General features: G+C 70.0%; 21 protein-coding genes and 1 rRNA gene. 5 read left to right on the forward strand and 17 right to left on the reverse strand.

The window, feature by feature from the left end; translation table 11 throughout:
* Positions 1–528: 528 nt before the first annotated feature.
* The gene (locus tag Leucomu_RS09120) at positions 529–918 is read right to left on the reverse strand and encodes a DUF3040 domain-containing protein (RefSeq protein ID WP_128387020.1); all 390 of its coding nucleotides are present in this window, start codon (positions 916–918) and stop codon (positions 529–531) included.
* A 73-nt stretch (positions 919–991) separates the two neighbouring features.
* On the opposite strand from Leucomu_RS09120, the gene Leucomu_RS09125 reads away from it, so the two are divergent.
* Complete coding sequence (locus Leucomu_RS09125; RefSeq protein ID WP_128387021.1) at positions 992–2,092, forward strand: polyprenyl synthetase family protein; 1,101 nt, start codon at positions 992–994, stop codon at positions 2,090–2,092.
* Positions 2,093–2,186: 94 nt separating this feature from the next.
* On the opposite strand, the gene Leucomu_RS09130 is transcribed toward Leucomu_RS09125, so the two are convergent.
* On the reverse strand, positions 2,187–2,534 hold the full coding sequence (locus tag Leucomu_RS09130; protein ID WP_128387022.1) for an Rv2175c family DNA-binding protein: 348 nt from the start codon (positions 2,532–2,534) through the stop codon (positions 2,187–2,189).
* 94 nt (positions 2,535–2,628) lie between these two features.
* On the opposite strand from Leucomu_RS09130, the gene pknB reads away from it, so the two are divergent.
* Positions 2,629–4,578, forward strand: a complete 1,950-nt coding sequence (pknB, locus tag Leucomu_RS09135) for a Stk1 family PASTA domain-containing Ser/Thr kinase (RefSeq protein ID WP_128387023.1) — start codon at positions 2,629–2,631, stop codon at positions 4,576–4,578.
* Between the two features lie 156 nt (positions 4,579–4,734).
* Here the strand turns inward: pknB and Leucomu_RS09140 are convergent, their stop codons facing one another.
* Together Leucomu_RS09140 and Leucomu_RS09145 are read right to left on the reverse strand one after the other, a co-directional pair.
* Positions 4,735–6,096 (reverse strand): class II 3-deoxy-7-phosphoheptulonate synthase, encoded by a 1,362-nt coding sequence (locus tag Leucomu_RS09140; RefSeq protein WP_128387024.1) that lies wholly within the window; start codon positions 6,094–6,096, stop codon positions 4,735–4,737.
* Between the two features lie 96 nt (positions 6,097–6,192).
* Positions 6,193–6,864, reverse strand: a complete 672-nt coding sequence (locus Leucomu_RS09145) for a lysophospholipid acyltransferase family protein (RefSeq protein WP_128387025.1) — start codon at positions 6,862–6,864, stop codon at positions 6,193–6,195.
* A 117-nt stretch (positions 6,865–6,981) separates the two neighbouring features.
* On the opposite strand from Leucomu_RS09145, the gene Leucomu_RS09150 reads away from it, so the two are divergent.
* On the forward strand, positions 6,982–8,832 hold the full coding sequence (locus Leucomu_RS09150; protein WP_051066211.1) for an AMP-dependent synthetase/ligase: 1,851 nt from the start codon (positions 6,982–6,984) through the stop codon (positions 8,830–8,832).
* Positions 8,833–8,960: 128 nt separating this feature from the next.
* Here the strand turns inward: Leucomu_RS09150 and def are convergent, their stop codons facing one another.
* Both def and Leucomu_RS09160 read right to left on the reverse strand, forming a co-directional pair.
* The gene (gene def / locus Leucomu_RS09155) at positions 8,961–9,452 is read right to left on the reverse strand and encodes a peptide deformylase (RefSeq protein WP_128387026.1); all 492 of its coding nucleotides are present in this window, start codon (positions 9,450–9,452) and stop codon (positions 8,961–8,963) included.
* A 174-nt stretch (positions 9,453–9,626) separates the two neighbouring features.
* Entirely contained in the window at positions 9,627–13,025 is a 3,399-nt protein-coding gene (locus Leucomu_RS09160; RefSeq protein WP_128387027.1) for a pyruvate carboxylase, read from the reverse strand.
* Between the two features lie 205 nt (positions 13,026–13,230).
* On the opposite strand from Leucomu_RS09160, the gene Leucomu_RS09165 reads away from it, so the two are divergent.
* Complete coding sequence (locus tag Leucomu_RS09165) at positions 13,231–14,076, forward strand: ParA family protein (RefSeq protein WP_051066202.1); 846 nt, start codon at positions 13,231–13,233, stop codon at positions 14,074–14,076.
* A gap of 83 nt (positions 14,077–14,159) precedes the next feature.
* On the opposite strand, the gene Leucomu_RS09170 is transcribed toward Leucomu_RS09165, so the two are convergent.
* The 4 genes from Leucomu_RS09170 to Leucomu_RS09185 all read right to left on the reverse strand — a co-directional run bounded on the left by Leucomu_RS09170 (position 14,160) and on the right by Leucomu_RS09185 (position 17,736).
* A complete protein-coding gene (locus Leucomu_RS09170) occupies positions 14,160–14,792 on the reverse strand; it encodes a MerR family transcriptional regulator (RefSeq protein ID WP_017884488.1) in 633 nt (210 codons plus the stop codon).
* Between the two features lie 156 nt (positions 14,793–14,948).
* Positions 14,949–15,629, reverse strand: a complete 681-nt coding sequence (gene ftsR, locus Leucomu_RS09175; protein WP_128387028.1) for a transcriptional regulator FtsR — start codon at positions 15,627–15,629, stop codon at positions 14,949–14,951.
* 1 nt (position 15,630) lies between these two features.
* Positions 15,631–16,095, reverse strand: a complete 465-nt coding sequence (locus Leucomu_RS09180; RefSeq protein WP_017884486.1) for an FHA domain-containing protein — start codon at positions 16,093–16,095, stop codon at positions 15,631–15,633.
* A gap of 102 nt (positions 16,096–16,197) precedes the next feature.
* Positions 16,198–17,736: an XRE family transcriptional regulator gene (locus tag Leucomu_RS09185; RefSeq protein ID WP_017884485.1), complete on the reverse strand. Its 1,539-nt coding sequence runs from the start codon at positions 17,734–17,736 to the stop codon at positions 16,198–16,200.
* 149 nt (positions 17,737–17,885) lie between these two features.
* Between Leucomu_RS09185 and aceB the strand changes: the two genes are divergently transcribed.
* Positions 17,886–19,538, forward strand: coding sequence for a malate synthase A (gene aceB, locus Leucomu_RS09190; RefSeq protein ID WP_017884484.1), 1,653 nt, complete (start codon positions 17,886–17,888; stop codon positions 19,536–19,538).
* Between the two features lie 36 nt (positions 19,539–19,574).
* Here aceB and mnhG read toward each other — a convergent pair whose 3' ends face one another.
* From mnhG to rrf, 7 genes are all read right to left on the reverse strand, one after another.
* Positions 19,575–19,961, reverse strand: a complete 387-nt coding sequence (gene mnhG / locus Leucomu_RS09195; RefSeq protein WP_128387029.1) for a monovalent cation/H(+) antiporter subunit G — start codon at positions 19,959–19,961, stop codon at positions 19,575–19,577.
* Positions 19,954–20,271, reverse strand: coding sequence for a monovalent cation/H+ antiporter complex subunit F (locus Leucomu_RS09200; RefSeq protein ID WP_017884482.1), 318 nt, complete (start codon positions 20,269–20,271; stop codon positions 19,954–19,956). The genes mnhG and Leucomu_RS09200 overlap by 8 nt, the downstream gene beginning before the upstream one ends.
* Positions 20,268–20,834 (reverse strand): Na+/H+ antiporter subunit E, encoded by a 567-nt coding sequence (locus Leucomu_RS09205; RefSeq protein WP_128387030.1) that lies wholly within the window; start codon positions 20,832–20,834, stop codon positions 20,268–20,270. Before Leucomu_RS09205 ends, Leucomu_RS09200 begins: the two co-directional genes overlap by 4 nt.
* Positions 20,831–22,489, reverse strand: coding sequence for a Na+/H+ antiporter subunit D (locus tag Leucomu_RS09210; RefSeq protein WP_128387031.1), 1,659 nt, complete (start codon positions 22,487–22,489; stop codon positions 20,831–20,833). The genes Leucomu_RS09205 and Leucomu_RS09210 overlap by 4 nt, the downstream gene beginning before the upstream one ends.
* Entirely contained in the window at positions 22,486–23,037 is a 552-nt protein-coding gene (locus Leucomu_RS09215; protein ID WP_017884479.1) for a Na(+)/H(+) antiporter subunit C, read from the reverse strand. Before Leucomu_RS09215 ends, Leucomu_RS09210 begins: the two co-directional genes overlap by 4 nt.
* Positions 23,034–25,910: a Na+/H+ antiporter subunit A gene (locus Leucomu_RS09220; RefSeq protein WP_267128407.1), complete on the reverse strand. Its 2,877-nt coding sequence runs from the start codon at positions 25,908–25,910 to the stop codon at positions 23,034–23,036. Before Leucomu_RS09220 ends, Leucomu_RS09215 begins: the two co-directional genes overlap by 4 nt.
* Before the next feature lie 194 nt (positions 25,911–26,104).
* Positions 26,105–26,221 (reverse strand): 5S ribosomal RNA (gene rrf / locus Leucomu_RS09225).
* Positions 26,222–26,257 lie beyond the last annotated feature (36 nt).

Consider the following 26,257-nt stretch of genomic DNA (forward strand, 5'->3'; position numbering starts at 1 on the left):
CGAGCGCGCGCCACCCGCTGCGGGAGCCGGCTACGCGCCCCGCAAGCGCGCTGGAACACGCCGAATCGGCCGCCGAGGCAGCTCGACAGGGCAATCACCGGCCAAGAGTGGAGGGAAGTGGAGGGACGGGCACGAAGACGCGAAGCAGGTCGGGCACGAAGACGCGAAGCAGGTCGGGCCCGAGGCCCGAATCCCCTCACCCGACGCCCCCGGGCGGCTCCATACCCCTCGCCCCCGCTTCGCAGGGAGCTCCTCGCGATTCAGCAGACACCCCGGCCGGCAGCGCCTCTCGCAGGCCCGGCGCAGGGCGGGCACGGCGCGGCAGCGGCAGCGGGCCCGGCCCAGCGCGGAGCACGCGGCACCCGCGAGGCATCGCCGAGACCCGGGCGAACAGCAGCAGAGGGGCCGCGGTCGAAACCACGGCCCCTCTCGAGACTGCTCCAGGCTCAGTCGCTCCTCACGCTTCGCTCGGTCGGCCGGCGCAGCAGCGCCGCCGAACGCGACCCGAAAACGCTGGCGCGTTTTCGGCTAGCGCTCGCCCTCCATGCGCTCGTCCCAGCGGCGCTCCATGCGCTCGCTGAATGACTCGCGGGCCGCGCTCTGGGCGCCGGAATCACCGGGGTTCTCGCCGGGTACCGTATCGGCGCTCAAATTGGTCTCGGAGCCGCGCACGAACATCAGCATCACTCCGCCGAGCATCGCGGCGAAGCCGATGAGGCCCAGCCACAGCTGCTGCGCCGCGACACCACCGACCAGCACCCCCAACCCCACGAGCACCACGACGATGCCGAGCACGAGGGACCGGTAGTTCATGCGGCGGCGAGCGCCGGGAACGGTCTGCATCACATCGGCTTCGCTCTGATAGAAGCTGCGCTCCATCTCGTCGAGCAGCCGCTGTTCATGTTCTGACAACGCCATGACGACCCCTCCCGCGCTCGAATACCTCTTTTCCCACAGTCTACTGTCTCCGAGCCGCGGCTAGGCTAGTCGCGTGCAAGAAACGACGCGACTCGCAGGCCTTATTCAGGAGCGGATCAACGATACTCTGGGCCGGCACCGCCGCGCTCTCGAGCCCCTCGGAGCCGACGCGAAGCCCCTGCTCGACGAGGCCTTCGGCTTCCTCTCCGGAGGCAAGCGCTTCCGCGCCCAGTTCGCGGTGCTCGGGTACCGTGCGTTGCGCCCGCTCGATCTGACGGCCGAGGTCGACGCCGAGTTCGGCGCCGTGCTCGACGCCGCGTGCGCACTCGAGCTCTTCCACGCCGCAGCCCTCATCCACGACGACGTCATCGACCGCTCCGACACCCGCCGCGGCCGCCCCGCCACCCACCGGCTCTTCGCCGCCATGCATCAGCAGCACGGCTGGCGCGGCTCGGCAGACCACTTCGGCCTGGCCGGCGCGATCCTGCTCGGCGACCTGCTGCAGTCGTGGGCCGACGAGCTCATGCAAGCCGCGGGCGACGCGACGGCCGATCGCGGAGCCGCTCGGCGCGCCCGGCACCACTTCAACCGCATGCGCAGCGAGGTCGCCGCCGGGCAGTACCTCGACGTGCTCGAGGAGCAGTACGCCGCGTTCGCCTCGCACGAGGAGCAGCTCGAACGCTCCACCCGCGTGCTCGTCTACAAGTCGGCGAAGTACAGCGTCGAGGCGCCCCTGCTCATCGGGGCGGCGCTCGCCGGCGCCGACGAGCAGCACGAGCAGGCGCTCGCCGACTTCGGTCTGCCCGTGGGCGTCGCCTTCCAGCTGCGCGACGACCTGCTCGGCGTGTTCGGCGACGAGGAGATCACTGGCAAGCCGATCGCCGACGACCTCAGCGAGGGCAAGCGCACGGTGCTCGTCACGCTCGCCCGAGAGAACCTGCCCACGACCCAGCGGCGCATCTTCGACGACCTGCTCGGCAGCGAGCTCGACCGTGAGCAGGTCTCGATGCTGCAGCGCACGATCCGCGAGAGCGGGGCCGTCGAGCGCGTCGAGGAGATGATCACGCGCAACCTCGACCGGGCGACCTCGTCGCTGCAGCGGGCGCAGATCCGCCCCGACGCGGCGCAGTCACTCATCGGCCTGTCGGAGCGCGCGGCGCGGCGCACGTTCTAAGCGCCTCAGAACGCGCTTCGGTGAGGGATCCCGCTTCGGTGAGATCGGATGCGGCATCTCCGCCTCACCGAGGCGGGATCTGCGACATCGGGCGTCAGAAGGCGAGCGCCTGCGTCGCCCGCCGCACGGCGCTCTTGCGCCCGGCGCGCAGCGAGTCGATCGGCCGCTCCCCCAGCTCGTCGTTGTGCGCGAGCAACCACGCCACGGTCTCGTCGATCGAGAAGCCGGCGTCGAGCAGCACAAGGATCGTGCCGCGCAGCGGGGGCAGCGGGTGGTCGTCCTGCACGAACTCGGCAGGCACGCGGAGCACGCCGTCGACGCGCACGGCGGCGAGGTGGTGGTCCTCGATGAGTCGGTGGATCTTTCCGGGGGCGAGGCCGAAGCGCTCGACGAGATCCGGGACGGTGAGGAACGGCGTATCGGGTGCGATGTTCTGGGGCACGCTTCAACTCTGCCAGCGTCATCGACGGATCGCAATCCGCAGCCGCGCGGCGCGCATCCGACGGGAGCGCATGCTTCTTCCGTAGAATCTCGGCGTGACCTCTGCGCCTGCCGACCCGTTGATCGGGCAAACGCTCGACGGACGATACGTGATTCGTTCGCGCATCGCCCGTGGCGGGATGGCGATGGTCTACCTCGCGAACGACCTGCGGCTCGAGCGCCGCGTCGCCGTGAAGGTGATGCACGAGCACCTCGCGGAAGACGAGAACTTCACGCGCCGCTTCGAGCAGGAGGCGCGCAGCGCCGCAGGCCTCTCGCACCCGAACCTCGTGAACGTCTTCGACCAGGGCCACGACCTCGGCCGCACCTACCTCGTCATGGAGTACCTGCCGAGCATCACACTGCGGGAGCTGCTGAAGCAGCAGAAGCGCCTCACCGCCGAGCAGGCGCTCGAGATCGGCGAGGCGGTGCTATCGGGTCTCGCGGCCGCTCACCACGCGGGCATCGTGCACCGGGATCTCAAGCCCGAGAACGTGCTGCTCGCCGACGACGGCCGCATCAAGCTCGGGGACTTCGGCCTCGCCCGCGCGGTCAGTGCGAACACGACCACGGGGCAGGCGCTGCTCGGCACGATCGCCTACCTCTCCCCCGAGCTCGTCACCCGGGGGGTGGCCGACGCCCGCAGCGACCTCTACGCCTTCGGCATCATGATGTACGAGATGCTGACCGGCTCGCAGCCGTTCACCGGCGAACAGCCGATGCAGATCGCGTATCAGCACGCGCACTCCGAGGTGCCCGCGCCATCGCTCAAGTCGTCCGAGGCCACGCCCGAGCTCGACGAGCTGGTGCGCTGGACCACACGGCGGGAACCCGAGGACCGGCCGCGCGACGCCGGCGAGGCGCTCGAGTTCATGGCCGAGCTCATTCCGGGAGCGGCCCCGGCGGGCGCGACCCGCGTGCTGCCCCGCGACCTCGCCGCGGAGTCGCCCGCCCCCTCGACCACGGTGCTCGACGGAGCCCAGCAGCAGGCGCTGCTGGAGAGCCTGCCCGGCACCCCGGACGAGCTCGACGGCACGGCCCCGCAGCCCGAGCTGGCCGCCGCCTCGCCGATCGACCGCGCCGCGGCCTCGGCCAGGCGCCGCAGCCGCAAGGGCCGCGCAACCGCCGCCCTGCTCGCGCTGCTCGTCGTGCTCGCCGGGGGAACCGGCTGGTGGTTCGGGCAGGGCCCCGGATCGCGCGTCACCGTTCCCGACGTCGCCGGTCAGGAGATGGCCGAGGCCCGGGCGTCGCTCGAGGATCGCTCGCTGCTGGTGGAGGTCTCCGAGTGCTCGAGCCTCGACGTGCCCGTCGGTCTGGCGGTGAGCACCGATCCCGAGTCCGGGGCGCGCCTCGACCGGGGCAGCACGGTGCGGCTGTGCCAGTCGACCGGCCCCCAGCAGCTGCCGGTTCCCACCATCGTCGGTCTCTCGCGCGACGAGGCCGAGCGCACCATCAGATCGGCGGGCTTCACGTTCGGCGATGTGCTCGACGAGCGCTTCGACGCCTCCGAGGCCGGCACCGTGCTCGCCGCGCTCGGCGACGACGGCGAGCCGCTGCGCGAGACGTACGCAGAGCGGGGTCGCGTCGACCTCGTCGTCTCGGCCGGTCCCGTCCCGGAGGTGTCGGGCCTCACCGTCGAGCAGGCGACTCGGGCTCTCAAGGCCAGCGGCCTCTCGGTCGAGACCGGGCTCGGCGCGGAAGAGCACCACGCCGAGATCCCGGAGGGACACGTCATCGCGATGATCCCCTCGACCGATCCCGTGAGCCCCGGCGACACCGTCGGCCTGAACGTCTCGCTCGGCCCCGAGCTGTTCGAGATCCCGAACATCGCAGATCTGGGTCTGCAGGAGGCGATGGACACGCTCGCCGCGGCCGGCTTCTCCCCCACGACGCTCGTGCCCGACGCGCTGCGCGGGTTCGCCAAGGCGACCGGCACCGATCCTGCGGCCGGCGAGCGCGTGCCGGCGGGCACCGAGATCCGCGTCAAGAGCACCATCTCGCTCTAGCCGCGGCCCGCGCCCGCGAGCTTCGCCCGGGCCCTCGTCCTCGCCCGATCGTGCGCGAAGCCGGCGCTCCGCCCCGCCTTCGAAGAGAACGGCGCCCCGCCTCCTGCAGCGCAAGGGAGCGGGGCGCCGAGATCGGCCACGGGGTGGCTCAGCGCGTCAGAGCCGCTTCAACTCCTCGGCGACCTGGAAGGCCAGTTCGAGCGACTGCATGTGGTTGAGCCGTGGGTCGCAGACCGACTCGTAGCGGGTCGCCAGCGCCTGCTCGTCGATGTTCTCGGAGCCGCCGAGGCACTCGGTCACGTCGTCGCCGGTGAGCTCCACGTGGATGCCGCCGGGGAAGGTGCCCACCTCGCGGTGCGCCTCGAAGAAGCCACGCAGCTCGTCCATCACGTCGTCGAAGCGACGGGTCTTGTAGCCCGTCGACGAGGTGATGCCGTTGCCGTGCATGGGGTCGGTGACCCACAGCGGGGTCGCCCCCGCGTCCCGCACGCCCGCGAGCAGCCCGGGCAGCACGTCGCGGATCTTGCCGGCGCCCATGCGGGTGATGAAGGTGAGGCGGCCGGGCTCGCGCTCGGGATCGAGCTTGTCGATGAGGCGCAGCGCGTCGTCGACCGAGGCGGTCGGGCCGAGCTTCACCCCGATCGGGTTGCGCACGTGCGAGAGGAACTCGACGTGCGCCCCGTCGAGCTCTCGGGTGCGCTCGCCGATCCAGAGCATGTGGCCCGAGGTGTCGTAGAGCTTGCCGGTGCGCGAGTCGATGCGCGTCAGGGGGCGCTCGTAGTCGAGCAGCAGGGCCTCGTGGCTCACGTAGAACTCGGTCTGCTTGAGCTCGCTGTGGTCGACTCCGCACGCGTCCATGAAGCGCACGGCACGGTCGATCTCGGCGGCCAGCGACTCGTAGCGCTGATTGGCCGGGTTCGACACGAAGCCCTGGTTCCAGGCGTGCACCTGGCGCAGGTCGGCGAAGCCGCCCTGCGTGAAGGCGCGGATCAGGTTGAGGGTCGACGCCGATACGTGGTAGCCCTGCACGAGGCGCGACGGATCGGCGGTGCGGGATTCGGGCGTGAACTCGTAGCCGTTCACGAGGTCGCCGCGGAACGCCGGCAGCGTCACGCCGTCTCGCGTCTCGGAGTCGCTCGAGCGGGGCTTCGCGAACTGGCCCGCCATGCGGCCCACCTTGATGACGGGCATCGAGGCGCCGTAGGTGAGCACGACGGCCATCTGCAGCAGCGTCTTGACCCGATCCCGGATCTTGTCGGCCGTGGCGGCGGCGAAGGTCTCGGCGCAGTCGCCGCCCTGCAGCAGGAACGCCTCGCCGCGCGCGGCCGCGGCGAGGCGGGTGCGCAGCTGATCGGCCTCGCCCGCGAACACGAGCGGGGGCTGCGCGGCGAGTTCATCGGATGCCACCTGCACGGCTGCGGGATCGGGCCACGTGGGCTGCTGCTTCGCCTCGAGCGCGCGATACGCGTCGAGCTCCGCGAACGCGCGGGCAGCAGTATCGGTGTTCTGGCTCGTCATCTTCGATCCCTTAGTCGATGAGTGGGTATGCTGACGCCGCAGTCGGAGACTGCAACCCTTCCAGCCTACTAGGGACGGGGCACGGATCGGACCGGCTCAGCGGTTGCGTACGCTGGAGGCGTAGACGTCGACGTACTGCTGACCGCTGAGGCGCTGGATCTCGAGCATGATCTCGTCGGTGACGCTGCGCAGCACGAAGCGGTCGGCGCTCATGCCGGAGAAGCGGCTGAAGTCGAGCGGCTTGCCGATCACCGTGCCGATGCGGCGGATTCTCGGGAACTTCGCGCCGATCGGCATGGCCTTCTCGGTGTCGATCATCACGGCGGGCACCACGAGCGCGCCCGATTCGAGCACGAGGCGGGCGACGCCGGTGCGCCCGCGGTACAGGCGCGCGTCAGGGCTGCGGGTGCCCTCGGGGTAGATGCCGAGCACGTCGCCGCGATCCAGCACCGCGAGGCCGGTGTTGAGCGACGCCTCGGAGGCCTTGCCGCCCGAGCGGTCGATCGGCAGCTGCCCCACCCCGAGCATGAAGTTCTTCACGAGCCAGCCTTTGAGGCCCTTCCCCGTGAAGTAGTCGCTCTTCGCGAGGAAGTAGACCCGTCGATCGATCATGAGCGGCATGAAGAACGAGTCGATCACCGAGAGGTGGTTTCCCACAATAATTACCGGGCCCGAAGCCGGAATATTCTCGGCACCCTCTACCCACGGACGGTACACGGTTTTCAGGAACGGCCCGATGATCAGGTGTTTGAAGATCCAATACAGCACAACCCGCAGCTTTCTCTCGACTTCGAACACAATAGCCGAGCCCGAGGCGTGCGCGGGTATGCGTATAGGGTGAAATACGAGCAGATGCGGAACGCCCGCATCGCAGAAGACCGATGCATGAGTATCAAGGGAGCTGCCGTGAATCTGTCCGAGACCCCCATTCTGATCCCGCCCGTTCCGGATGACAACATCACCGACCTGCTGGAGCAGCGGGTGGAGGCCACACCCGACCGCGCGATCTTCGCCGTGCCCCAGGGCGACGGCTGGCGCGACATCACGGCGAGCGAGTTCCGGGCCGAGGTGGTCGCCCTCGCGAAGGGCCTCGTCGCGGCCGGCATCGAGCCCGGCGATCGCATCGCCTTCATGTGCAAGACGAGCTACGAGTGGTCGCTCGTCGACTTCGCGATCCACTACGCGGGTGCCGTCATGGTGCCGATCTACGAGACCTCGTCTCCGTTGCAGATCCACTGGATCCTCGAGGATTCGGGCGCTCGCGCGATCATCACCGCGACCGCCGATCTCGCCGAGCGCTACGAGGAGATCAGCAGTGAGGCGCCCGGCGTCGATCTGCACTGGCGCTTCGACGAGGGCGCGCTGGAGGCGCTGCCGAAGAGCGGCCTCGCGGTCGACGACGCCGAGATCGAGCGCCGCCGCAACCTCGCGGTGGGCGCCGACATGGCGACCCTCATCTACACCTCGGGTTCGACCGGCCGGCCGAAGGGCTGCGTGCTCACGCACTCGAACTTCGTCGACCTCTCGCGCAACTCGGCCGCCGCCCTCTCCGAGGTCGTGCAGCAGCCGGGCTCCTCGACGCTGCTCTTCGTCACCCTCGCGCACGTCTTCGCCCGATTCATCTCGGTGCTCGCCGTGCATGCGGGCGTGCGCGTCGGGCACCAGGCCGACACCACGCAGCTGCTGCCCGCGCTCGGCTCATTCCAGCCCACGTTCCTGCTCGCGGTGCCCCGCGTCTTCGAGAAGGTCTACAACTCGGCCGAGCAGAAGACCGAGGCCGAGGGCAAGGGCAAGATCTTCCGCACCGCCGCGAAGGTGGCGGTCGAGCATTCCGAGGCGCTCGACGCCGGCAAGGTGCCCTTCATGCTCGGGCTCAAGTTCAAGCTGTTCGACAAGCTCGTCTACGGCAAGCTGCGCGAGCGCCTCGGCGGCCGCGTCAAGTACGCGATCTCGGGCTCGGCGCCGCTCAGCCACTACCTCGGCCACTTCTACCGCAGCCTCGGCGTCAAGATCCTCGAGGGCTACGGCCTCACCGAGACGACCGCGCCGGTCACCGTCAACCTGCCCGACAAGTTCAAGATCGGCACCGTCGGCCCCGCCCTCCCGGGGCACACCGTGCGCATCGCAGAGGACGGCGAGATCGAGGTCAAGGGCATCGACGTGTTCAAGGAGTACTGGAACAACCCCGAAGCCACCCGCGAGGTGTTCACCGATGACGGCTTCTTCCGCACGGGCGACCTGGGCTCCCTCGACTCCGACGGCTACCTGTCGATCACGGGCCGCAAGAAGGAGATCATCGTCACCGCCGGCGGCAAGAACGTCGCCCCGGCCGCGCTCGAGGATCCGATCCGCTCGAACACGATCATCGGGCAGGTCGTGGTGGTCGGCGATCAGAAGCCGTTCATCTCGGCCCTCATCACCCTCGACCCCGAGATGCTCCCCGCGTGGCTGAACAACAACGGCGAGGATCCGAATATGACGCTCGAAGAGGCGGCGCGCCACCCGAAGGTGCTCGCCGAGGTGCAGAACGCCATCGACCACGGCAACCGCCACGTCTCGCGGGCCGAGTCGATCCGCAAGTTCGTGATCCTGCCCACCGAGTTCATCGAGGCCAACGGGCACCTGACCCCGAAGATGAGCATCAAGCGCGACAACATTCTGCGAGATTTCGCGGGTGAGATCGCGAAGCTGTACGGCGACAACCCGCAGACCGAGGCGGTCAGCACGCAGCGCTGACCCGGCCGGCTCGCTCGCCCCGCTCCTGCACCCGCGATGACGGGCCGGAGAGCGGGGCGAGCCCGTCTCCGGGCACACCTGCGAGAACGGCGCGCGCCCGCGACGGGCCCACCCCGCGCCGCAGCGCCTCAGAACCAGGCCGAGGTGCGGATCTGGCGCATCGCCTCCCCGCGGGCGTCGCGGTCGAGGCGGCTGATGTAGAGCTTGCCGTCGAGATGGTCGCACTCGTGCTGCAGCGCCTGGGCGAGCAGCCCCTCACCCGAGATCAGGATCTCGCGGCCGTCGAGGTCGATGCCGCGCACGGTCGCGCGCGGATGGCGCATCACCTCGAACCAGAGGTCGGGCACCGACAGGCAGCCCTCCCCCGTCGGCACCGGCTCGCCCTCGAACTCGACGATCTCGGGGTTGAGCACGTAGCTCACGCGGCCGTCGATGTTGAGGCTGAACGCGCGCTGCGTGTGGCCGATCTGGGTGGAGGCCAGCCCGGCGCGGCCGTCCATGTCGACGGTCTCGCAGAGGTCGGTCACGAGCTGGCGCACGCCGTCGTCGATCTCGGTGATGGGGTCGCACACGGTGCGCAGCACGGGGTCGCCGAACAGTCGGATCTCTCGAATCGCCATAGTCTCCCAGCTTAGTCGAGCCGGGTCGCCGCGGCTCCGCGGCCCGTCGAAGGGTGCCCGTCGAGGGGCGCTCGTCCGGGTGCGTCGCGAACCGGCCTCCTCCGGCGTGCCGCGTGCGGCGGCGGACGCCGCACGCGGCACACCCGGTCGCGGCCTCGAGAGGACCGCGCGCGATCAGCCGATGACGGCGATGAGGTCGCCGGCCTCGAGCGAACGCGTGCCGGTGAAGACGACCCGCTCGACGGTGCCCGCGACGGGCGCGGTGATCGCCGCCTCCATCTTCATCGCCTCGATGGTGGCGACGGGCTGGCCGGCCTCGACGCTCTCGCCCGGTGTGACCTTGACGGTGACCGTGCCCGAGAAGGGCGCCGCGACGTGGCCGGGAACCGTGCGGTCGGCCTTCTCGGCGACGGGCGCGTCGACCGCGACGCTCTCATCCTTGACGAAGACCTGGCGCAGCTGCCCGTTGACGCGCACCATGACGGTGCGAACGCCCTTGTCGTCGGCCTCGCCGATGGCTTCGAGCCCCACGTAGAGGCGCACGCCCCTCGCGAGGTCGATCGCGCGCTCCTCACCGGCTTCGAGCCCGTAGAGGTAGTCGGGGGTGTCGAGCACCGACAGGTCGCCGAACTGCTCGCGAGAGGCCTCGTACTGGCGGGTCGGAGCGGGGAACAGCAGCCGGTTGAGCGTCGAGCGGCGCTCGACGCTCGTGCCGCCGAGCAGCGCCTGATCCTCGTCGGTGATCGGGGCCACCTCGATATCGACGCGGCGCCCCGCGAGCACCTTCGAGCGGAAGGGTTCGGGCCAGCCACCGGGGATCTCCCCCAGCTCGCCCGCGAGGAAGCCGACGACCGAGTCGGGCACGTCGTAACCGGCGGGGTTCTGCTCGAAATCGGCGGGGTCCGCGTCGACGGCCGCCAGGTGCAGCGCGAGGTCGCCGACCACCTTCGACGACGGGGTCACCTTGGGGATGCGCCCCAGGATGCGATCGGCCGCCGCGTACATGTCCTCGATCTTCTCGAAGTTCTCGGCGAGCCCGAGGGCGATCGCCTGCTGGCGCAGGTTGGAGAGCTGGCCGCCCGGGATCTCGTGAGTGTAGACCCGCCCCGTGGGCGAGGGAAGCCCCGACTCGAACGGCTTGTAGAGGCTGCGCACGGAGTCCCAGTAGGGCTCGAGCTCGTAGACGGCGCGGGCGTCGAGACCGGTGTCGCGCTCGGTGTTCGCGAGCGCGGCGACGAGCGCCGAGAGCGAGGGCTGGCTCGTGGTGCCCGACATGGGAGCCGACGCGGCGTCGACCGCGTCGACGCCTGCCGCGGAGGCCGCGAGCAGCGTGGCGAGCTGACCGCCCGGCGTGTCGTGGGTGTGCAGGTGCACGGGCAGCTCGAAGCGGTCGCGCAGGGCGGCCACGAGCTTCGCCGCGGCGGCCGGTCGCAGGAGGCCGGCCATGTCCTTGATCGCGAGCACGTGGGCGCCCGCCTCCACGATCTCGTCGGCGAGGCGCAGGTAGTAATCGAGGGTGTACTTGTCCTCTGCAGGGTCGAGCAGGTTGCCCGTGTATGCCATGGCGACCTCCGCGACCGCCGTGCCGGTCTCGCGCACCGCGTCGATCGCGACCCGCATCTGGTTCACGTCGTTGAGCGCGTCGAAGATGCGGAACACGTCGACCCCGGTGTCGGCGGCCTCGCGCACGAACGCCTGGGCGACCTGCTTCGGGTAGGGGGTGTAGCCGACGGTGTTCTGGCCGCGCAGCAGCATCTGGATCGGCACATTCGGCAGCGCCTCGCGAAGCGCCGAGAGGCGCTCCCAGGGATCCTCTCCCAGGAAGCGCAGCGCGACGTCGTAGGTCGCGCCGCCCCACGCCTCGACCGACCACAGCTGGGGCGTGAGCCGCGCGACGTAGGGAGCGATCCGCACGAGGTCGCGCGTGCGCACGCGCGTCGCGAGCAGCGACTGGTGCGCATCGCGGAACGTGGTCTCGGTCACCGCCAGCGCGGTCTGCTCGCGCAGGCTCTTCGCGTAGCCCTCGGGGCCGAGCTCGAGCAGGCGCTGCCGGTAGCCCGCCGGTGCCGGCTGCCCCAAGTCGGCCGCGGGCAGCTTCGCGGCCGGGTCGAAGGCCCCGGGCCGCGCACCGTGGGGCTGGTTGACCGTCACGTTCGCGACGTGCTGCAGCAGGCGCGTGGCGCGATCCTTCGGCTTGTTCATCTCGAGCAGCTCGGGGCGCTCCTCGATGAACGAGGTCGCGATGTCGCCGGCCTGGAACGCGGGGTCGGCGAGCACGGCCTGCAGGAAGGGGATGTTCGTGGCGACGCCGCGGATGCGGAATTCGGCGAGCGCGCGGCGGGCGCGCACCACGGCGTCCTCGAAGCTGCGCCCGCGGCAGGTGAGCTTCGCGAGCATGGAGTCGAAGTGGGGGCTGATCTGCGCGCCCGCGTTGATCGTGCCGCCGTCGAGGCGCACCCCGCCGCCGCCCGGCGAGCGGTACGCGGTGATACGGCCGAGGTCTGGGCGGAAGCCGTTCGCGGGATCCTCGGTGGTGATGCGGCACTGCAGTGCGGCGCCGCGCAGCTGGATGTCCTCCTGGCGCAGTTCGAGCTGCTCGAGCGTCTCGCCCGCGGCGATGCGCATCTGCGCGCGCACCAGGTCGACGTCGGTGACCTCCTCGGTCACGGTGTGCTCCACCTGGATGCGCGGGTTCATCTCGATGAACACGTGCTTGCCCGCGCGCTCGCCCTCGGTGTCGAGCAGGAACTCGACCGTACCCGCGTTCTCGTAGCCGATCGACTTGGCGAACGCGATCGCGTCGCGCGTCAGCTCGTCGCGGACTGCGGGATCGAGGTTCGGCGCGGGCGCGATCTCGACGACCTTCTGGTGGCGGCGCTGCACGGAGCAGTCGCGCTCGAAGAGGTGCACGGTCGCACCGGTCTTGTCGGCCAGCACCTGCACCTCGATGTGGCGGGGGCGCAACACGGCCTGCTCGATGAACATGGTCGGATCGCCGAACGCCGACTCGGCCTCGCGCATGGCAGCCTCGAGCGCGTCGCGCAGATCCTCCTCGCGCTCCACGCGGCGCATGCCGCGGCCGCCGCCGCCCGCGACCGCCTTCGCGAACACCGGGAAGCCGATCTCGCGCGCTCCGGCGATCAGCTCGTCGACGTCGGTCGAGGGCGGCGTCGACTGCAGCACGGGCACGCCGGCCGCGATCGCGTGCTCCTTCGCGGCGACCTTGTTGCCCGCCATCTCGAGCGCCTGGCGCCCGGGCCCGATGAATCGGATGCCGGCGGCCTCGGCCGCGGCGGCGAGTTCGGGGTTCTCGGACAGGAAGCCGTAGCCGGGGTAGATCGCGTCGGCCCCGGATTCGACCGCCACGCGCACGATCTCGGCCACGTCGAGGTAGGCGCGCACCGGGTGCCCCACCTCTCCGATCTGATACGCCTCGTCGGCCTTCAGCCGGTGCAGCGAGTTGCGGTCCTCGTACGGGAACACCGCCACCGTCGACGCGCCCAGCTCGTGAGCGGCGCGGAATGCGCGGATGGCGATCTCACCGCGGTTGGCAACCAGAACCTTATTGAACATGCGGAAGTACCCCTCTGTATCAAGCGTTGCCGGCTGCCCAGGCCGAAGGATCGTTCGATATCAAGATACACGCTCGGGCAGGCTCGCCCGCACTTCACCCCGACACGGCCTCGCCGGGTGCAAAGCAGGGTGAAATCGGGCTCTCATCCGTTCGCCGCACGCATACTCTGGATGATCACAGTGCGGTATCGACTAAACTTGCCACGTGCATGTTTTGAGTGTGAGTTCCCTCAAGGGCGGCGTGGGCAAGACCACCGTGACGCTCGGCCTGGCCTCGGCCGCCTTCTCGCGGGGCCTGCGCACGCTCGTCGTCGACTTCGATCCTCAGTCCGATGTCTCGACCGGCCTCGCCGTCGACCCCGACGGGTACGCGACGGTCGCCGACATCCTCGAGAGTCCGAAAGAGAAGACCGTGCGCTCGGCGATCGCCAGCAGCGGTTGGAACGAGTATCACGAGGGCGGTTCGATCGATCTGCTGGTGGGCAGCCCGTCCGCCATCAACTTCGACGGGCCGCACCCCTCCACCCGCGACATCTGGAAGCTCGAGGAGGCCCTCGCGGTCGTCGAGGCGGAGTACGACCTGGTGCTGATCGACTGCGCCCCGTCGCTCAACGCGCTCACCCGCACCGCGTGGGCCGCGAGCGACCGCGTGCTCGTCGTCGCGGAGCCGAGCCTCTTCGCGGTCGCCGCGACCGACCGCGCCCTGCGCGCGATCGAGGAGATCCGCCGCGGCGTGAGCCCGCGGCTGCAGCCCCTCGGCATCCTGATCAACCGTACGCAGCCGCAGTCGATGGAGCACCAGTTCCGCATCCGCGAGCTGCGCGAGATGTTCGGCCCGCTGGTGCTCAACCCGCAGCTGCCCGAGCGCCCCTCGCTGCAGCAGGCGCAGGGCGCCGCGAAGCCGGTGCACATGTGGCCGGGCGAGGCCTCGCAGGAGATGGCGGGCAACTTCGACCTGGTGCTCGATCGTGTGCTCCGCTCGGCGGGCATGGACGCGGCGCGCGAGGCGAAGGCGCGGCCGGCGCGCACCGCCACGGTCGTCGAAGACTGAGCGCGAAGCCGTCACACGCTGGAAAAGCCCGGCTCGTCTCGAGCCGGGCTTTGCTATTGCGGCCGAGCGGGAGCGCCCCGGGCCTAGGAGATCTTCTTGCGCACCTGACGGCGGGCCGCGAGTTCGTCGACCGCGCTCTCGGCCTGCTCGCGGTGCTCGTCCATGTCGACGAGCGAGGTCTCGACCTCGCGCAGCACCTTGCCGACGGCGATGCCGAAGACGCCCTGGCCGCGGCTGACGAGGTCGATGACCTCGTCGTTCGAGGTGCACAGGTAGACGCTCGCGCCGTCGCTCATGAGGGTGGTGCGTGACAGGTCGTGCACGCCTGCCTCGTGCAGCTGCGCGACCGCGGTGCGGATCTGCTGCAGCGAGATGCCGGTGTCGAGCAGCCGCTTCACGAGCTTCAGCACGAGGATGTCGCGGAAGCCGTAGAGGCGCTGCGAGCCCGACCCTTGGGCGCCGCGCACGGTGGGCTCGACGAGCCCGGTGCGCGCCCAGTAGTCGAGCTGGCGATAGGTGATGCCCGCGGCTCGGGCTGCGGTGGCGCCCTTGAAGCCGCCCTCCTGATTGGGCTTCGGCAGCCCGTCGTCGAAGAGCAGCTCGGGATCGATCGTGAGGGGCTCGGCGCCGCTGATGGGCGCGCTCTGCGCGCTCTCGGGCGCGGCCTCCGACGACGGAGAAGCCGTCTCGCCAGACGGCTGCTGAGTGTTCTCCATCGTCTTCCTTTCTTCACGGACCGAGCGGCGCAGGGCACCGAACTCCCCTAACGGTACCCAGATGCCCGGCACCGTGCAACGACCGCCGAGGGTCAATTTCGGGGTGTCGACCTCCACTTGAACTTGAAGGTTGAAATCACGCCGAACTCGAGCGGATCAGGAGCTCGCGAAACACCGCCGCAACACGCCGGAGCGCACCGTGTCGAGATGCCCCGCCAGCTCCAGCGAGTCCTCCGTGCCGAGCGGGGTGCCGCTCTTCACGCCGCGCGTCGAGACCGCACGCGCGATGAGCTCGGCCTCGCGCTCGGCCGAGACCCGCAGAGACCGCAGATGGCGCGGGGTGATCCCCCGCTCCGCGAGCTTCAGCAGAGCCGACAGCTGCGCCACCGCATCGTGCGGGAACACCTCCGCCGCCGGCAGCAGCCCCGCCGCGATCGCCTCGCCCAGGAAGCGGGCGCTCGCACCCGTCGCCCGACGCAGCTCATCGCTGCTGAGCACCCGCTGCGGTGCGAGGATCATCGACGCGCTGCGCGGCGACGCGCCCGGGATGATCGGATCGCGCCCCTCGTCCATCTCGTCGAGCACCTCGGCGATGACCTTCAGCGGCAGATAGTGGTCGCGCTGCAGCGTGAGGATCAGTCGCAAGCGCTCGATGTGCTGCTGCGAGAACTTGCGGTACCCCGACTTGGTGCGCTCGGGGGTGACGAGCCCCTGCTCCTCGAGGAAGCGCAGCTTCGAAGGAGTGAGATCGGAGAAGTCGTCCTGCAGGCGCGCCAGCACCTGCCCGATGCTGAGGAGGCCTGCTGCCTGCGACTGGGCCGAGGCGGCGGCCGCCATACTAGGCGACCTCGCCCAGGTCGAAGCGCGAAGCGAAGAACGTGAAGCGGAACTTGCCCACCTGCACCTCGGCCCCGTCCTCGAGCGGCACCTCGCCATCGATGCGGGAGCCGTCGCAGAAAGTGCCGTTGAGCGAGCCCAGGTCGACCACCGAGAAGCTCGTGCCCTGACGGCGGAACTCGGCGTGACGGCGCGACACCGTGACGTCGTCGAGGAAGATGTCGACGGCGGGGTGGCGCCCCGCGACCGTGACGTCCTGGTCGAGCAGGAACCGGGCGCCGAGGTCGGGGCCGCGGCGCACGACGAGCAGCGCCGCACCCGAGGGCAGGGCCTCCACGGCCTCGCGCTCGTCGATCGTCAGATCGGTCGCGCGAGCGCGGATCATCGCACCCAGATCTTCGCGGAACTGCTGGGTGGCGCGCGCCTCGGTGTGGTCGGCGCGACGGGCATGATTCTCAGTAGTCATGTCTCACCCATTTCCTCTTCTCGGAACGACGAGCCGGTCGTTCAGCCTGATCCCTCTACGCTATCGCAGCCGCGGGCGCCCGCGCATCCCGTGCGGCCGCATTCACTCGTGAGACTCAAGAAACTCGTAGACCTCGTTCGTATCGACGCCCGGGAACGTGCCCACCGGCAGCGCGGCGAGCAGGCTCGTCGGGGTGGCGGCCTCCGGCCAAGCCGCGGCCTCCCACTTGCGGGTGAGTTCGCTCGAGGCCCGCCGGCAGCACCGGTCGTCGGGGCAGAACGACTGCGAGCGATGCGGCGTCTCCCGGCCACGGAACCACTTCACGTCTTCGAAGCGCACCCCGACGCTCACCGAGTAGAGGCCCTCCTTCGCCTTCTCGACCCTCGACGTGCACCAGTAGGTGCCGCCGGAAGCCATGTCGGTGTACTGGTACCAGGGGTTGAAACGATCGGGCTGCCCGAAGATCGTGCGCGCCGTCCAGTTGCGGCACACGGTGGCCCCCTCGAGGTTGCCGAGCGCGTCCGACGGGAACCGCACGCCGTCGTTCTCGTAGGCCTTGATGAGCGTGCCGGACTCGTGCGCCTTCATGAAGTGCACCTGCAGCCCGAGCCGCTCGGTCGCCAGGTTGGTGAAGCGGTGAGCGGCCATCTCGTAGGACACCGCGAAGGCGTCGCGCAGATCCTCCATCGAGATCTGCCGCTGCCGCTTCGCCTCCGAAAGCAGCTCGACCGCCGCGTTCTCCGGCAGCAGCACGGCGCCGGCGAGGTAGTTGGCCTCGACGCGCTGGCGCAGGAAGTCGCCGTAGCTGCGCGGCTCTTCGTGCCCGCACACCAGGCTGGCGAGCGCGCGCAGGATCGGCGCGCGCGCGTCGCGCGACGGCAGGTTGCTGCTGAGGTAGATGCGCCCGTTGCGCCGATCGATCACGGATCGCGTCGAGTGCGGCATGTCGGAGACGTAGTGCAGCCTGAACCCCAGGCGCTCGGCCACCGCCGAGATGGTCTGCTGCGAGACCGGCCCTCCCCCGTAGCCGACGCTGTCGAGCAGCTGCGAGGCCGCCCGCTCGAGATCCGGGAAGTAGTTGCCGGCCACTCGCATCTCGGCGCGCAGCTCGGTGTTCGCCCGCCTCGCCTCCTCGGGGGTCGCCGCGCGCTCGTGGTTGAGCCGCTCCACCTCCTGATGCAGGCCGAGGATCGCGCGCAGCGTCTCGTCGCTCGTCGCCTTGGAGACCCGGATCGGCTGCAGACCGAGCGACTGGAACACCGAACCGCGCTGCGCGCGCTCCACCGCGATCTCGAGGGCCGCGCGCTCGCTCGGCGCCTCGTCGATGAGCAGCTCGTCGACCGTCGAGTCGAGCTCGGCGGCGAGTGCGCGCAGCAGCGGCAGGCGCGGCTCGCGCTTGCCGTTCTCGATCGCAGAGAGCTGCGAGGGGGCCCGGTCGACCGCCGCGGCGAGCTGCTCGAGCGTGAGACCCAACTGGATGCGGCGCTCGCGGATGCGGCGGCCGAGGGTGAGGGCGTCGCCGCCCTCGTCGGGATCGGCGGCCGCGCCCGCGGTGCGGAGGGCGTCGGGATCGCGCAGCGCGGCGGCTCCCCCGAGCGTTCGCGGGCCGCGAAGCGATTCAGCACTGTCGAGAAGCGTCATGCCCCCATGGTGCCAGACCGAAAATCTTTCGACAAGCAGAAGAACTGCGAATCTTCACCCCCGGAACGACCGCGTGCACCCGCTTGCGGCCCCTCAAGATGGAACTACACCGCAATCCGTTCCCGACTTCCCACGCAAAGGACACGATCATGATCACCACGCAGGCGGCCCCGCAGCAGCAGACCGCCACCTCCTCCACCGCCGGCCCCCGCATCGAGGTCATCGGCCGCCCGTTCGACCGCAGCGACGAGATCCTCACCGCCGAGGCCCTCCAGTTCCTCACCGAGCTGCACAGCCGCTTCGCGAGCACCCGGCACGAGCGCCTCGCGGACCGCCAGCGCCGACGCTACGAGATCGGCAACGGCCGCGATCCGAAGTTCCGCGACGACACCCGCTCGATCCGCGAGGACGCGAGCTGGAGCGTCGCCGGCGCCGGGCCCGGCCTGGAGGATCGCCGCGTGGAGATCACCGGTCCCACCGACCCGAAGATGACCATCAACGCGATGAACTCGGGCGCGCGCGTCTGGCTCGCCGACCAGGAGGACGCCACCAGCCCCACCTGGAGGAACGTCATCGGGGGGCAGCTGTCGCTCTCCGACGCGATCCGCGACCGGCTCGAGTACACGAGCCCCGAGGGCAAGGAGTACCGGGTCACCGCCGAGCGCACCCCCACCATCGTGATGCGCCCCCGCGGTTGGCACCTCGTCGAGAAGCACATGCGCTTCATCGACGCGCAGGGCCAGTCGGGCGCCGCCTCCGGCAGCCTCGTCGACTTCGGGCTCTACGCCTTCCACAACGCTCGCGAGCTCGTCGCCCGCGGCCGCGGCCCCTACTTCTACATCGCGAAGCTCGAGTCGAGCGAGGAGGCGAAGCTGTGGGACGACATCTTCGCCTACACCGAGCAGGCGCTGGGCCTCGACCACGGCACGATCCGCGCGACGGTGCTCATCGAGACGCTGCCCGCAGCGTTCGAGATGGAGGAGATCCTGTACGTGATGCGGGATCACATCGCGGGCCTCAACGCCGGCCGCTGGGACTACATCTTCTCGATCATCAAGAACTACCGCGGCCGCGGCGCCCGCTTCGTGCTGCCGGATCGCAGCGAGGTCACCATGACGGTGCCCTTCATGCGGGCCTACACCGAGCTGCTCGTGAAGACCTGCCACAAGCGCGGCGCCCACGCCATCGGCGGCATGAGCGCGTTCATCCCGAACCGCCGCGACCCCGAAGTCACCCGCCGCGCCGAGGAGAAGGTGCGCGCCGACAAGCAGCGCGAGGCGACCGACGGCTTCGACGGCACCTGGGTCGCCCACCCCGACCTGATCCCCGTCGCGCAGGCCGAGTTCGACGCCGTGCTCGGCGACCGGCCCAACCAGATCGACCGTCAGCGCGACGACGTCGAGGTGACCGCGGCGCAGCTGCTCAACGTGCACATCGGCCGCGACATCACCGAAGCCGGCGTGCGAGAGAACGTCTCGATCGGCATCCGCTACATCGAGGCCTGGCTGCGCGGCCTCGGCGCCGTCGCCATCGACAACCTCATGGAGGACGCCGCGACCGCCGAGATCAGCCGCTCGCAGATCTGGCAGTGGATCCACCAGGACCAGTCGACCGCCGAGGGCACCCGCATCACACGCGAGTGGGTCTCCGAGCTGGTGCGCGAGGCCGTCGCCGGTTTCGATCGCTTCGAGGGCGACCGCTACGACGACGCGGCAGATCTGTTCGCAGACGTGGCGCTCGGCGACGACTTCCCGACGTTCCTCACGGTGCCCGCCTACAGCCGCTACCTCGTGGACGCGTAGAACTCCACGGGGACGAGCGGTGAGGAGACCTCGGGCCTAGCGGCCCGAGGTCTCCTCGCGTCTGGCCGCCTGTTCGATCGCCGGCCCGAGCTCGTCGATCACGAGCGTGTCATTGTCGAGCTGGCCCGTTCGGTAGGCGGCGCGACCGACCATGTGCGCGGCGACGGGCGCGGTGAGCGACTGGAACACGAACACCGGGATCAGCGCGAGCAGCGTCGTGACGGAGCGCTGATCGAGCGCAATGGCCGCGATGACGAGCAGCAGCCCGAAGATCTGCGGCTTCGTGGCGGCGTGCAGGGGGCTCAGGGCGTCAGGGAAGCGCAGCAGGCCGATCCCCGCGGCGACAGAGAGCACGGCTGCGAGCAGCACGCACACCACGGCGGCGATGTCCATGAGCTGCTCGACGAGTTCGAGGTCAAACATGGCCGGCTCCCCTCGGCGGCTCGGGCGGCGTCGCGGGCGATTCGGCGCGCCGCTTCACGTAGCGCGCCACGACGATCGTCGCGAAGGTGGCGGTGGCCGCGATGACGGTCATCAGCGGAATCGTATCGGTGTGGCCGCGCACCACCATATCGGTGCCGACCGCCAGCATCAGGGTGGTCAGCAGCACATCGGAGGCGACCATGCGGTCGAGGATCGTGGGGCCGCGCACGATGCGAACGATCGCGGCGAGGGCCGTGAAGGTGAGCCCCGCGCCCGCGGCGAGGGTGAGGATCGTCATCGCGGTGCTCATCGCAGGGCCCTCATCTCTTCTCGGGAGCCGACGCTCATCACGAGCAGCCGCTCGATGCGGTGCGCGTCGCGGCGCATCGCGGTGATCTCCTTCTGCGTGGGCGTGTTGAGCACGTGCAGGTAGAGGACCGACCGGAAGCGATCCACCTCGGCCACGAGGGATCCGGGGATCAGCGAGGTGGTGAGGCCCACCATCGTGAGGATGAAGTCGGACCGGGTGCGCAACCGCACGGCGATGATCGAGCACGGGGGCGGCGGGCCTGGGCGCACCGCGAGCCAGGCCACCTGCCAGGAGGCGAGCGCGAGGTGCCAGAGGAAGTAGCCGAGGTACAGCAGCGCGTACCAGACGTTGAAGCGGCCGGCGAGCTCGACGGGTGGCAGGTAGAAGACGCGCATCACCACGACGGCGACGCCGATGCCGCTCACCACCGACAGCAGCGAGACCTCGTGCCACAGCATCGTCCACAGCAGCACGAGCCCCACCAGCAGCGGCAGTTCGTGCAGGCGCACGCCCCACTCGGCGCGCCGCGCCGCGCGCGGCGTCGAGAATCCGGTGTCGCTCATCTCCCGTCCTCCTCGGGTCGGGTGTCGCCGCTGCCGCCGCCGAGCGCGCCCGGGCTGTCGCCGAGCACGAGCTCGACCATCTCGCCGGGCAGCGCCATGTCGCGGCCCGCCCGGTCGGCGTAGGCGTAGAGCGGTCCCGCGAACACCGTGAGCGCGATGCTCACCGTCACCATGCCCGCAGTCGCGGCGAACATGAGGCGCGGGATCTCCTTCTGCTCCTGGTTGGGCGTCGCGTCCGGGGCGTCCTGCAGCCGCTCGAGCAGCGCTTCCTCGCGCTCGCGCAGCATGAGCGCCTCGGTGGTGGGAGCCTTGAGGCTGCGGGCCTCGGCCTCGGCCCGCTTCTTCGGGCGCCAGAACGCGAGCACCCAGGCGCGCGCCAGAGCGTAGAGCGTGAGCAGCGACACGAGGGCGCCGATCCCCATGAGCCAGTAGGCGGCGGGCGTCGCGAGTTCCGCGGCGACCGTGAAGAGCCCGAGCTTGCCGATGAAGCCCGAGAACGGCGGGATGCCGCCCAGGTTGAGCATCGGGATGAAGAACAGCACCGCGATCACGGGCGCCGCGCGCAGCATGCCGCCGAGCCCGGCGAGCGAGGTGGTGCCGCCCTGCCGCTCGATCAGCCCCACCGCGAGAAACAGCGTGGTCTGCACGATGATGTGGTGGGCGATGTAGTAGATCGTCGCCGCGAAGCCCGCGGCGTTCGCCATGCCGATGCCGAAGATCATGTAGCCGATGTGGCTGATGAGCGTGAACGAGAGCAGTCGTTTGATGTCGAGTTGCGAGACGGCGCCCAGGATGCCCACGAGCAGCGTGAGCCCGGCCACCACCATCAGCACGGTGTCCACGCTCGACTGGGGGAAGAGCAGCGTCTGGCTGCGGATGATCGCGTAGACGCCCACCTTCGTCAGCAGACCCGCGAACACCGCGGTGACGGGCGCCGGTGCGGTCGGGTAGGAGTCGGGCAGCCAGAACGACAGCGGGAAGACGGCCGCCTTGATCCCGAACGCGATGAGCAGCGCGAGGTTGAGCAGCAGCTGGATCTCGCTCGGAAGCTCGGCGATGCGCACCGTCAGCTGTGCCATGTTGACCGTGCCGGTCGCGCCGTAGATGAGCGCGATCGCGGCGAGGAACAGCACCGACGAGACGAGCGACACGATCACGTAGGTGACGCCCGCGCGGATGCGCTGCGCGGTGCCGCCGAGGGTGATGAGCACGTAGCTCGACACCAGCAGGATCTCGAAACCGACGTAGAGGTTGAAGAGGTCACCCGCGATGAAAGCGTTGAACACGCCCGCGCCCAGCACGAGGTAGGTCGGGTAGTAGATGGAGACCGGGGTCTCCTCGTCTCCGTCGGCGAGGCCCTGCCCGATCGAGAAGACGAACACCCCGAGCAGCACCACCGACGAGACGACCAGCATGAGCGCCGAGACGCGGTCGACCACGAGCGCGATGCCGAAGGGGGCGGCCCAGCCGCCCACCTCCATCACGACGGTGCCGTTCACGTCGACGAGCCACATGAGCGCGCCGCTCAACACGAGCACGGCCGTGAGTGCGAGCAGGGTGATGCCCTGCTGCAGTTTGCGGTGCCCGGGCACGGCGAGCGCGAGCGCGGCGCTCGCGAGCGGCACGAGCACCACGAGGGGGATGAGCATGATCATCGCCGGTCCTCCCCCGGTCGTTCGGATGCGGGATCCGCGGCCCGCTCGTCGCGGTCGTCGGCGCCCGCACCGGCGGCGCCCGCCGACGCACGCTCATCGTCGTCGGAGGAGGAGTCGTCGTCTTCGTCGTCGTCCGAGAACTCCGGGGTCTCGGCGAGATCCTCGTCGGTGACCTCATCGGTGGTGAGCGCCTCGGTGGTCGCGAGCTCGAGGTCGGCCTCGTCGTCGTGCACCCGGTCGTCCATGTCCTGCGCGAGGCGCCACGAGCGGTAGATGAGGGCCAGCAGGAACGCGCTCACCCCGAAGGTGATCACGATTGCCGTGAGGATGAACGCCTGCGGCAGCGGATCGCTCATCTCGTCGGCGGGACCGTCGCCGATGGGCGCCGCGCCGAAGGAGCCCGACATCAGGAAGATGAGCAGGTTCGTGGCGTTGCCCACCAGCAGGAAGCCGAGCAGCAGGCGCGTCAGCGTACGGTCGAGCATGAGGTAGACGCCGCAGGCGTAGAGCACGACCATCGCGGCGACGAGTACGAGCGGCATCGTCATCGGCTCTGCACCTCCTCTTCCTCGAATGATGCGGTCTCGGCTTCCTCGTGCTCATCGATCTCGGCGCCGAGGCTGCGGAGCACATCGAGGATCAGGCCGAACACCACGAGGTACACGCCGACGTCGAAGAGCGTCGACGTGACGAGGGACACCACTCCGAAGGGGCCGAGGTCGACGTCGACCCAGGCCGAGGCCAGGGCCGACTGGCCGAAGAACATCGGGAGCAGCGCCATCGACACGGCGAGGGCGAGGCCCGTGCCGAGGATGCGACCGGCATCGAGCGGCACCGTCGCGCCGAGCTCGTAGCGCCCGCCCGCGAGATAGCGCGCCACGAGGGCGAGCCCAGCCACGAGGCCGCCCGCAAAACCGCCGCCCGGGGTGTTGTGCCCCGTCAGCAGCAGGTAGATCGAGAGGATAATGAGGCCGTGGAAGACGAGTCTCACGACGACCTCGAGCAGGATCGACCGGTGGGCCGGATCGAGGTGGCGGCCCGCGAGCAGCCACGCGACGCGACGCGCCGGATGATCCGGATCGGCGACGTGCATGAGGTGGGCTCGCGCCTCGGAACGCGCGGCGCGGCGCGTCAGTTTGGGACGCAGATCGGCGCGGGTGCGCAGGAAGACGAGCGAGGCGACGCCGGTCGCAGCGGCGAGGATCACGGAGAGCTCGCCCATCGTGTCCCAGCCGCGGATGTCGACGAGCATCACGTTCACGGCGTTGTAGCCGTGCCCGCCGGCCGCGGCGAGGCCGGGGATCTGCAGCGAGATCGGCTCGGCGATGCGCGAGCCGAGCGCGACGACGGCGAAGGCGCCGATCACGAGCCCCACCGCGACACCGATGGTCACACGGATCCAGCGCACCCTGCGGCTGGACGCCGAACCCATGCGCTGCGGCAGGCGGCGGATCACCAGCACGAAGGCGATCAGCGTGACCGTCTCGACGAGCGCCTGCGTGAGGGCGAGGTCGGGGGCGCCGTGCATGGCGAAGATCGCGGCCATGCCGTACCCGGTGACGCCCACCAGCACGACCGATTGGAAACGGGTGCGGGCGCGCAGCGAGAAGATCGCGGCCACGATCATGATGATCGCGATGGGCACCTGAACGGGCGAGCTCATCAGCTCGATCTCCGCGGGCCACTCCCCCGTCACGAGCAGCGTGCCGCCGAGGGCGCCGACCATCACGATGAGGATCACCGCGAGGTAGAACGGCAGCGATCCGCGCTGCGTGATCGCGGTGATCCGCACCGCGGCCGTGTCGAGCCAGTGGGTGATCACCCAGTAGGCGTGCGACGCCGAGAAGCGCTCGGGCAGCGCCGGGATGACCGCCCTCATACGCGACAGCAGCATCGCGAGCACGCTGCCGAGCAGCAGCACCGCGGCCGAAGCCGCGAGCGGCAGGGTGAACCCGTGCCACAGCGCGAGGTGCTCGGGGTGCTCGGTCGCGTGCGGCACCGTGGCCTGCAGCAGCGGATCGATCGGCGACGCGAGCAGCCCGCCGGCGAGTGCCAGCAGCGCGAACGCCGCGGGTGCCACGAAGAGCACGGGGGCCGGGCGGTGCACGATCGAGCACTCGCTGGTTCCCGGTTTGTCGGCGAACGCCCCCCAGAGGAAGCGGCCCATGTAGGCGACGGTGAGCACGCTGCCCACCAGGGCGACGAAGAAGGCGAAGTACGCGAGGGGTTCCGACTCGCCGATGCGCAGCAGCTCGGTGAAGGCCGACTCCTTCGCGACGAAGCCGATGAACGGCGGCGCGCCGGCCATGGAGGCCGCGGCCGCGATGGTGAGCACCGCGAGGACGGGCATACGACGGCTGAGGCCGCAGAGCTTGCGCAGGTCGCGGGTGCCGGTGGAGTGGTCGATGATGCCCACGGCGAGGAACAGCGGGGCCTTCGCGACCGCGTGCGCGAAGAGCAGCGCGAAGCCTGCGTAGGAGGCGCGCGGATCGCCGACGCCGAACACCATGACGAGCAGGCCGAGTTGGCTGACCGTGCCGTGGGCCACGATCAGCTTGATGTCGAACTGCTTGAGCGCGCGGATGCCGCCGTTGATCATCGTGACCGCGCCGAGGATCACGAGCGTCTCGCGGTAGCCGGGCACGTCGCTGAAGCCGGGGCCGATGCGCGCGATCAGGTAGATGCCGGCCTTCACCATCGCTGCCGCGTGCAGGTACGCGCTGACCGGCGTGGGCGCTGCCATCGCGCCCGGCAACCAGAAGTGGAAGGGGAAGATCGCCGATTTCGAGAGCGCGCCCACGAGCAGCAGATAGACGGCGGTCGTCGCGACGGCCCCCTGGGGCGGGTCGGCGACGATCTCGGACAGCAGCGGCGTGCCCGCCTGCTGCGCGAGCAGCACGAAGCCGACCAGCATGGCGAGCCCGCCGAGCGTCGTCACCATGAGGGCCTGCAGCGACGCCGCGTTGGCCGTGCGCAGACGCGTCGCGTGACCGATGAGCAGGAAGGAGAACACCGTGGTGCCCTCCCAGAAGATGAAGAGCAGGTAGATGTCGTCGGCCAGCACGAGCCCGAGCATCGAAGTCGCGAAGCCCATGAAGACCCCGGCGAAGCGCGCGAGACCCTGCTCGCCGTCCTCGAAGTAGCTCGCGCAGTAGAGCAGCACCAGGGCGCCGGCCCCCGTCACCAGCAGGGCGAAGAGCGCCGAGACCGAGTCGAGTCGCAGCGTGATGCTCAAGTCGAGCTGCGGCACCCACTGCACCGTCTCGACGAGCGCCTCGCCCGAGAACACGGGCTGCGAGATCCAGAGCAGCACCGCAAAGACGCCCGTGACCAGGATGGCGAGGGCCACGAAGGTGCGTCGCCCGAAACGACGGACGATCGGGTGGGCGATGACGGCGCTGAGAGCGAGGAGGAGCAGCATGCTCGTCATCGCTCCCATAGGCGGCCTGCTTCCGTCACGTCGGTCGTCTCGTCGATCCATTCTATCGGAACCGAAGGCTCGGCTCCTGATAGCGCCGGGGCCCGGGCGCGGCGTCGACGGCCACCCCGAAAACGCGAAAAGCCCTGATGATTCCGCCGTCTCTGGCGAGCTCATCAGGGCTTTCCTGAAAAGGTGTCCGGCGGTGTCCTACTCTCCCACGAGGTCCCCCTCGCAGTACCATCGGCGCTGTCAGTCTTAGCTTCCGGGTTCGGAATGTGACCGGGCGTTTCCCTGACGCTATGGCCGCCGTAACTCTATCAACATGTCGACACAACCCCACCCCGGAG

The organism is Leucobacter muris, from assembly GCF_004028235.1.
In the GTDB taxonomy this organism is placed as follows: domain Bacteria; phylum Actinomycetota; class Actinomycetes; order Actinomycetales; family Microbacteriaceae; genus Leucobacter; species Leucobacter muris.